The 9161-nt window shown below is 39.8% G+C and carries 7 protein-coding genes; all 7 read left to right on the top strand.

The genetic code is table 11. The annotated features are described in order from the left end of the window. A partial coding sequence (locus A9500_RS07770; protein WP_179854565.1) for a hemagglutinin repeat-containing protein occupies positions 1–3167 on the top strand: 3167 nt, incomplete at its 5' end. After that, on the top strand, positions 3164–3841 hold the full coding sequence (locus A9500_RS07775; RefSeq protein WP_065244500.1) for a hypothetical protein: 678 nt from the start codon (positions 3164–3166) through the stop codon (positions 3839–3841). The genes A9500_RS07770 and A9500_RS07775, both read left to right, overlap by 4 nt. A gap of 231 nt (positions 3842–4072) precedes the next feature. Then, on the top strand, positions 4073–4261 hold the full coding sequence (locus tag A9500_RS07780; RefSeq protein ID WP_065244501.1) for a hypothetical protein: 189 nt from the start codon (positions 4073–4075) through the stop codon (positions 4259–4261). Positions 4262–4433: 172 nt separating this feature from the next. Then, positions 4434–7364, top strand: a complete 2931-nt coding sequence (locus tag A9500_RS10540) for a hemagglutinin repeat-containing protein (RefSeq protein ID WP_257005683.1) — start codon at positions 4434–4436, stop codon at positions 7362–7364. 382 nt (positions 7365–7746) lie between these two features. After that, positions 7747–8142: a hypothetical protein gene (locus tag A9500_RS10745; RefSeq protein ID WP_065244503.1), complete on the top strand. Its 396-nt coding sequence runs from the start codon at positions 7747–7749 to the stop codon at positions 8140–8142. A gap of 33 nt (positions 8143–8175) precedes the next feature. Then, positions 8176–8721: an RNA 2'-phosphotransferase gene (locus A9500_RS07800; RefSeq protein WP_065244504.1), complete on the top strand. Its 546-nt coding sequence runs from the start codon at positions 8176–8178 to the stop codon at positions 8719–8721. A 162-nt stretch (positions 8722–8883) separates the two neighbouring features. Continuing rightward, the coding region (locus A9500_RS10750; protein WP_179854566.1) for a hypothetical protein at positions 8884–9161 on the top strand (278 nt) is incomplete at its 3' end.

Genomic DNA, 9161 nt, shown 5'->3' on the forward strand with positions numbered 1-9161 from the left:
ATATTCAGGCTGGACATGATGTTGATATTGCAGCGGATACCAATCATTTCAAAAATAAGCGCGTGGAAACCAAGAAAACCAGAGGTGTGTTCACAGACGGCGGTATTGGTTTTACCGTTGGTTCGAAATCAGAAAAACATGATTATGAAACGGAAGGTTGGACACAATCAGATGCACGTAGCACGCTGGGTTCAATGAATGGCAATATCACAGTGAGTGCGGGCAACCATTCGAATGTCATGGGAACGGATATGATTACGCCAAACACGAATCGCATTGATATTAAAGGTGCAAGCGTGAAGGTAGAAGCCGGAAAAGATATTATTGAACGTAAAGAGGGGCATGAGTATAAACAATCTGGCGTGACAATTGCCTTGAGTACACCAGTGACTGATATGGCGCAAGCGGCTTATAACAGTGTGAATCGCAGCCAACAAGTCACCAATGGAAAACTCAAGGCACTTTATGCAGTGAAAGCCGCGGAAGAAGCGACAATGGCGGCTCAAAATGTGGGTAAGGTGGCAGAAACCTTAGATGCCTTAAGAGCTGGTAATATGCAGAATACAGGGACGACATCCAGCCCAAGTATGAAGGTGAGTATTGGTTATGGCAGCCAAAAACAAACACAAAGTAGCGAAAGCCAGAGTATTAGTCATCAAAAATCAACGGTGAGCACTGGTACGTTTAATGTAAAAGCCCGTGATGAAAAACTCACCTTTGAAGGCGTGGATGCGAATGCGAAATTGATGGCATTATCAGGCAAAAAAGGGATTGAGATAAAAGGTGTAAAAGATGAGGAGCACCAACGCACAGAAAATAAATCAGCAGGGGGGAGTGTAGGTGTCTTTGTTGGAACCAATGGTAATAGTTACGGATTTGGTATAGAGGGTTCGGTCAATGCTGCTAAGGGCAAATCTAACTCGGATAGTGAACGTTGGCAAAATAGTCATTTCACTGCGGATAAAATCATCACGAACAGTGAAGAAGGCGGCTTAACCCTTGATGCTGCGAATCTCAAAGCGAAACGTTGGGAAGCGGATATTCAAAATCTGACGATAACGAGCCGTCAAGATACAGAGAAATACGAATCCAAACAAACGAGTGCGAGTGCAAGTGGCTCGGTAGCGTATGGTTCAGGTGGCGGAGCTTCGGTGAGTGCCTCCTATAACAAAGCTAAGGTAGATTATGCTCAAGTGAATGAACAAACCGGTATTCGTGTGGGTGAGGATGGCATGGATGCCCATATCCACAACCATACCCAACTGAATGGTGCCATCATCGAAAGTGATGCTGATGCAAGTAAAAACCGCTTTAAAACAAAATCGCTCACGCATACCGATATTGAAAATAAAAGCGAGATTAAAACCGAAAGTGCGAGCATGAGTGCGGGCAGTGGCGGAGTGAATCCAATGCAAGCGATAAGCAGTGCCTTGAGCTTATTGGGTAACACCAATGAAAGCGCGCGCAGCACCACCCAATCAGCTATTAGCGACAACATTCAGATAGAGACCGAAACACCGGAAAAACTGACCGCACTTTCACGTGACACTAAAAATGCGAATCAACGTGTTGAAAAGCAAGATTTACAAAAAGTGCAAGAACGCCAAGAAATGGCGAAGGTGATAGGCGACATCAGCAACAACGCGATTAATATTGCCACGTATAATGAGCGTGAGAAAATTAACAAGCTAGGGCTTGAGAAGTTTAAGCTGGAAGAGCAAGCAAAAGCCTTGAAGGGACAAGCGGGTAGTGAACAACAGCTTGCCGCCATTAAGCAACAGCTAACAAATGTTCAAGCCGAAATCACGAAAACTCAAGGTGAAATCGACCGCACTTACGGAATAGGTAGTGAAAAAGGCATGGCGATTCGAGCGGTGACAGCGGCATTACAAGCGGCAGCACAAAACGATACCGCAGGCAGTCTTGTTGCACTGGCTTCACCTTATCTCAACAAAACCATCCACGAGATGACGGCGGGGGACACGGCAAAAGACAAAGCCGCGAATCTGATGGCGCATGCGCTGCTTTCTGCGGTGGAGTTTCAAGTGACAGGCAAAGACCCATTGACGGGGGCAATTGCCGGGGTAACTGGTGAGGCAACAGCTGAAATCATCGCGAGAGCTTATGGCAAACCGGTCAGTGAATTAACGGCAAATGAGAAGGAAAACATTAGTACGTTAAGTCAATTGGCGGGTGGATTGGCTGCGGCATTGACAGCGAAAGCGAATGGCACCACAACAGAGCAAGGTGGGAGTTTCATCGCTGCAACTTCTGGAGCAGAGACGGCTAAAAGGGCGGTGGAGAATAATAATTTTGTTGCTTTAGCTGCTGAGGGCTTCACACTTGTTTGTTCAAGAACTTGTTTGCAAGCCCTTTCAGGGATAGCGGGTGTTTCAATTGGTATAGGTTTATCGCCTAATGAAAAAGAAGTTGCTATTGTGGCTGCTGCGATGAGAGATCCTGAGGCTATGTCCAAATTAACAAAGGAACAGGTTTCTTATATAAATGAGCAAATCTTGACAGATGGTGGTTTTGTTAATAATAAAGAGCTTTTCGGTGATAAGGTTTGGATTCCGAATGCAGATGGCGGATATATGCCAGTCGATCCAAGTTTAGTGACTACAACATATGGTGGTAAACCTGTAGTTGATCCAAGAATCTTTGTTAATCATACAGGAGGTATTGAGTATCCAGCAGATTATAATTTGCCAACAAATACAGGCGGAAATCAAATACTAAATAATGATAAAGGTAGTCATATTCTAGTTGGAGGTGAAAGTCAGGTTGGGGATTGGAAAGATGGGATTATGGTTAGAGATAACCGACTACCCATACCTGAGCCAATTAAAGCTAATAATGGATTAACGATAGAGTCTAATTCAAAGCATACTTTAGGGGGAATGGGTAATAGACCTAATGCAGGAATAGAGCCTAAAGATTCTTTAAAATTATTTGAATCTTCTATTGAAGGTGGTAAGAAACGTTATGCCTTAGATAATGAAGGAAGGATTCACCAATTTAACTCAAACAAGGAGGGGTCAGTGTGGCATTGGGCTGGAAGAACAGGAAAAGACCAGGCACCTGCACAAAGGATTAATCCTTCAGATATAACTAAAGATGTATACGAACGATTAGGCACACACTATAACGAGGTAAGAAAAAGATGATTATCGGAAACCCAGGGATATATGATAGCAAAGGGAATTTTAATAACTTTGCTATTCAAATAGATAATATTGTAGATACAGATTATTTTTCAGTTAACCTATGTATCGATATGAATATTTATCCACCCCAATTGGCTTCTAATAAAGCAAGCTATCTTATTGATTACTTTAATCCTGAATTGGAAATTTTTTCCAATATACATGATGATTTATTTTATTTGGATGATAGGGATTTAATGATTAATCTAATGGCAAAGGGATTTGGATATACATATGCTATTGAGGAATTAATAAAAGAAAATAAAATTGATTATCAAGAGTTTATAAATAATGAAGATATTTTTTTCGAAAAATTGAATCTAGTTAAACAGAGTGGAGAGGTAAACCCATATTTATGGGAGATAGACTATATGGAGTATGTAAACAAAGGGTTTTATCCTTTTGTAATAAATAGTTCTAGTGGGTTATCTAAAGTAATAGTTGTTTTTAATAAGAATAGAAGTTATGACTTAGATTATATTGAGGATAGATTATTACTTTCTAATATAAGAGCAAGTAAGAGTGTGGGTTTCTTTGACGAGCAATTTTGGGGAGTGAAAGTGTCTTGTATTAAGACTGATGAGTTAAGTCTAATAATTAATAAGATTCAATCTGTGTTGAGTGCTTTTAAATAAAATATAATGTGTTATATATAAAAAGATTTCATAAATCTTATAATTTCACATCCAACTTCGCATAAGCAAGATCTACTTTTTCTAATGCTTTTTCCACAGAAATTACATTGAAAGGGATTGTTAAAGATAATAAAGACCCTGTTGAATCTGGAGTTAGGGCAGCTAGATCTGGGAGTGTTGCAATAATTTTCTTGATCAGAGAGAAGAGAAAATGAAAAGTAAGGATAAAGAATGAAATTTATTATAGAACTATTTAAATTATCTATCGCTGTTTTATCTGGTGTTATTATTTTATATATAACCGAGTTGATTCGGTATGGACGTGTAGAAAATTTTGTAGATTTTCTAGAAGATGTTTATCCTTATGCTTTTGTTATTGCAGTGTTTGCGATTTTAGCAAAAGAGAAGATAGACCATTGAGTTTTATAGGATAAATATTTCAGAAAATATCAAGTTTTCTAACGTTAGGTTTTAGTGGATTGTAAACTTTTAGCTATCTGAAAGGTATATAATTTAAAATATCTAGATATAAAGTGCGGTCAATTTTAAAAGAGTTTTAAAACTTCTCAAAATTGACCGCACTTTTTGTATTGTGAAGATTAGTATTGGTTATGGTAGTCAAAAACAAACTCAAACCAGCGAAAGCCGGAGTATTAGTCATCAAAAATCAATGGTGAACACCGGTACGTTTAATGCGAAAGCACGCGATGAAAAACTCACCTTTGAAGGCGTCGATGCGAATGCGAAATTAATGGCATTATCAGGCAAAAAAGGGATTGAGATAAAAGGCGTGAAAGACGAAGAGCATCAACGCACAGAAAATAAATCTGAGGGGGGAAGTCTAGGCGTCTTTGTTGGAACCAATGGTAATAGTTACGGATTTGGTATAGAGGGTTCGGTCAATGCTGCTAAGGGCAAATCTAACTCGGATAGCGAGCGTTGGCAAAACAGTCACTTGCAAGCGGATAAGCTCATTACCAATAGCGAAGCAGGAAACCTCAGCCTTGATGCAGCGAATCTTAAAGCGAAACGTTGGGAAGCGGATATTCAAAATCTGACGATAACGAGCCGTCAAGATACAGAGAAATACGAATCCAAACAAACGGGTACGAGTGCAAGTGGCTCGGTAGCGTATGGTTCAGGTGGCGGAGCTTCGGTTAGTGCCTCCTATAACAAAGCGAAAGTAGATTATGCTCAAGTGAATGAACAAGCCGGGATTCGTGTGGGTGAGGAGGGAATGAATGTCACCGTTCATCATCACACGCAATTGAATGGTGCGATTATTGAAAGTGATGCTGATGCAAGTAAAAACCGTTTTAAAACCCAATCAATTGCTGCAACAGATATTGAAAATCGAAGCGAGATTAAAACCGAAAGTGCAAGCATGAGTGCGGGCAGTGGTGGAGTGAATCCAATGCAGACGCTTAGCAGTGCGTTGAGCTTACTTGGCAATAGTCATGAAAGTGAACATAGCCAAACCAAATCAGCTATCAGTGGCAACATTCAGATAGACACCGAAACACCGGAAAATCTGACCGCACTTTCACGTGACACCAAAAATGCGAATCAACGTGTTGAAAAACAAGATTTACAAAAAGTGCAAGAACGCCAAGAAATGGCGAAAGTGATAGGTGACATCAGCAACAACGCGATTAATATTGCCACCTATGAAGAGCGTGAGAAAATCAACAAGCTAGGGCTTGAGAAGTTTAAGCTTGAAGAGCAAGAAAAAGCCTTGAAGGGACAAGCGGGTAATGAACAACAGCTTGCCGCCATTAAGCAACAGCTAACAAATGTTCAAGCCGAAATCACGAAAACGCAAGGTGAAATCGACCGCACTTACGGCATAGGTAGTGAAAAAGGCATGGCGATTCGCGCCGTGACAGCGGCATTACAAGCGGCGGCACAAAATGATACCGCAGGCAGTCTTGTTGCTCTTGCTTCACCTTATCTCAACAAAACCATCCACGAGATGACGGTAGGCGATACCGCAAAAGACAAAGCCGCGAATCTTATGGCGCATGCGCTGCTTTCTGCAGTAGAGTTTCAAGTGACAGGCAAAGACCCATTGACGGGTGCAGTGGCTGGGGTGACAGGTGAAGCAACGGCTGAAATCATCGCGAGAGCTTATGGCAAACCTGTCAGTGAATTAACGGCCAATGAAAAAGAAAACATTAGCACGTTAAGTCAACTGGCGGGCGGATTGGCTGCGGCATTGACGGCGAAAGCGAATGGCACCACAACGGAGCAAGGAGGTAATTTCCTTGCTGCCACCTCTGGGGCTGGAACGGCTAAAAGGGCGGTGGAGAATAATTTCTTGAGTGATGCATCAAGAGCGAGATTAAATGCGTTAAAAACAAAATATCATCGTGGAGAAAAATTAACAAACAAAGAAAAATTGGAGTTTAGAGATTTAATTGAATCAGATCAGCGTAGTGATGTTCTCTTGGATAAATTTAGAAAAGATCCAAATTCCTTAAATAGCAAGGAAAGAGAGGCATTTTTAAGCTATGTAGATCGTTATTATATAGAAACTGTTACGGGTAATACCGCATCGGGTTATAAATTGGCATCATCAACATCATTGGTTAATGCTCAAAATCGTTTCGAATCAGAATATTTAATAAACGATCCTGTACCAAAACGAGATTATGGTCATTTCCCTTTTGCAGGTACGGATGTACAAAGATCGCAAGCAGTGAATACCTTGCCAGAAGAGAGTAAGAACTGGCTAGGATGGCGTTCTGAAAAACATTCTCGTGATGAAGAGATGTATTATACTGTCAAGAACGAACTTGATGCTCCTGAGAATTATAAAAATTCAGCGAATGGGAAAATAGCTTATTCAGTTAAGGATGGGTTGGAGTCAGCCTCAATGATTTATGGCGTTGGTGTACTTTCAAATGCATTAAGTAAAGTGCCAGCAACTGTTAATGCATTGAACTTACCAAACAAAGTGGTTTCTGCAACAGCGAAAGTTGGAGATTTGGCTAAAGCACATCCTATTTTGACTGAAAAGGTGGTGAATTCGGGTACAAGTATGGGATTTACTTATCTTGGAAATTCATTAAGTGGGAAAGAGACTTCGATGAGCGATCTGGCATGGAGTGCAGGAACTGGTTTTGTTGCGGGAGGAACAAAATTTGGAACAACATTAGCTATTAACTCTATTAGCGGAGGTGTTCAGGGATATTTTGAAGAAAATGATGAGCCAGTTAAACATGCTGGTTATAAAGCAGCTTCATCCGGTATAGCAACATTAGTCGGTGGAGGTATAGGGAAAGGAATAGAAAAATCAGGATTTAGAGTACTGGTTGGTAATGTTAGTAGAAATAAAGATTATTATGAACCATTATATAGAAATCAAAAATTTTATAATCTTTTAAATGAAGAATATAAATATATTCCTACTAAAATAGGAACTATTGGAGATTCTTTATCTAGTGAATATATAAATAATAAGTTGGAGAAGAATGAGCCCAAAATAAATAGCTGGTTAAAAGGTGAGGATAATGCTAAGTAGGTTATTCCAGTACTTGATTTTTACATTTTTTGCATCCGTAGTTTGCTTTATTGGGTTTTCGTTATTTTTAATTCTTATATCCTATATATTAAATTGGGGAGAAATATCTTTAAGTGAAATAAAAGACATTGTTTTATTTTTCTTTAATGTGTTTAGTAAGGGATTTCCTTTACTCTTTTTATCTATACTTATTTCAGATAATTTAAAAAGAAGATGAAAGGGGCTTTAAGAATATCACCTTGATAGTGCCCCTCTGATGGCGCAAGTGTCCACGCTTGTGCTATGACAAGCACACCAAATCAGCCATCAGAAGCAACATTCAGATAGAGACCGAAACACTGTAAAATCTGATCGCACTTACGGCATAGGTAGTGAAAAAGGCATGGCGATTCGAGCGGTGACAGCGGCATTACAAGCGGCAGCACAAAACGATACTGCAGGCAGCCTTGTTGCACTGGCTTCGCCTTATCTCAATCAAACCATCCACGAGATGACGGCAGGTGACACAGCAAAAGACAAAGCTGCGAATCTGATGGCGCATGCGCAGCTTTCTGCGGTAGAGTTTCAAGTAACAGGCAAAGACCCATTAACGGGAGCGGTTGCAGGAGTGACAGGTGAAGCAACAGCTGAAATCATCGCGAGAGCTTATGGCAAACCGGTCAGTGAATTAACGGCCAATGAGAAGGAAAACATTAGTACGTTAATCCGAGAGTTTATGTTCACGATCTTGGTAATAAAAACAATAAATATGAATGTAAGGATTTTGATGAGTGGTTAGCGGAAGAAATAAAAAGTGCAAAAGAGTATTAAAATGGACTATTTAAATTTAAGTAAAGAAGTTTCCTATGCGCTTCGTCATGCTCCATGGGAATATGAATTAGAACTGGATTCTGAAGGTTGGGTTTCTGTTGAACAATTAATTTCATCATTTAGAAATAGTGATGAAAAATGGAATATGTTAACCGAAGACGATTTAGTTAAAATGATCAACCTATCGGAAAAGAAAAGACATGAGATTAAAAATGGAAAAATAAGAGCTTTCTATGGGCATTCAATTCCAATGAAAATTTCTAAAGAAATTGGTTATCCACCAAAGTATTTATACCATGGGACAAGTATAAATTATTTAGATGATATTAAATCAAATGGATTGAAGCCGATGTCTCGTCAATATGTACATTTATCTGAGGATGTTGAGACAGCAACATTGGTTGGAAATAGAAAAAAAGGGGGGACAATTCTTCTGATAATTGATACAGAATTAGCTCAATCTAAAGGCATTAAGTTTTATATAGGTAATGAGAAGGTATGGTTATCAGATGGTATTCCAGCTGAATTTATTAAAGATAACTTCTAAATGAAACCAATAAAGTGCGGTCAATTTTCAAAGAGTTTTAAAACCTCTCAAAAATTGACCGCACTTTTCGTATTTTCAGGGCTGTTTACCTTTAAGCTAATCTTATAATTTCATATTCAATTTAGCGTAGTAACCTTACCAAGCGGAAAACAAGTCAAAGTGATGGCGCCTCGCGTCTATGCCATGGCGCAGAAAGGTGACTTAAATGGCGAAGGCGCGTTGATTTCAGCGGATGTGATTGATTTACGGAGTAACCGTTTAACCAATAGTGGCACGATTGCAGGCCGTAAGCTTACTTTATTAAATACCGAAAGCTTATTCAACGCAGGCACTATTACAGGTGATAAAGTAGGCATCAAAACCACGAATAACTTCGATAATATTGGCGGTAAAGTGGAAGCTGAGCGTGCCCTCTTGGTGGATGTGGGCGGTGATTTAAA

The sequence above is a fragment of the Haemophilus sp. CCUG 60358 genome (assembly GCF_001679485.1).
Taxonomy (GTDB): domain Bacteria; phylum Pseudomonadota; class Gammaproteobacteria; order Enterobacterales; family Pasteurellaceae; genus Haemophilus_D.

Bases quoted from the DNA above. Each gene is read 5' to 3' on its own strand.
- A9500_RS07780 (WP_065244501.1), top strand. From the start codon at position 4,073: ATGAAATTTATTATAGAACTATTTAAATTATCTATCGCTGTTTTATCT.
- A9500_RS07800 (WP_065244504.1), top strand. From the start codon at position 8,176: ATGGACTATTTAAATTTAAGTAAAGAAGTTTCCTATGCGCTTCGTCAT.
- A9500_RS10745 (WP_065244503.1), top strand. From the start codon at position 7,747: ATGGCGATTCGAGCGGTGACAGCGGCATTACAAGCGGCAGCACAAAAC.
- A9500_RS07775 (WP_065244500.1), top strand. From the start codon at position 3,164: ATGATTATCGGAAACCCAGGGATATATGATAGCAAAGGGAATTTTAAT.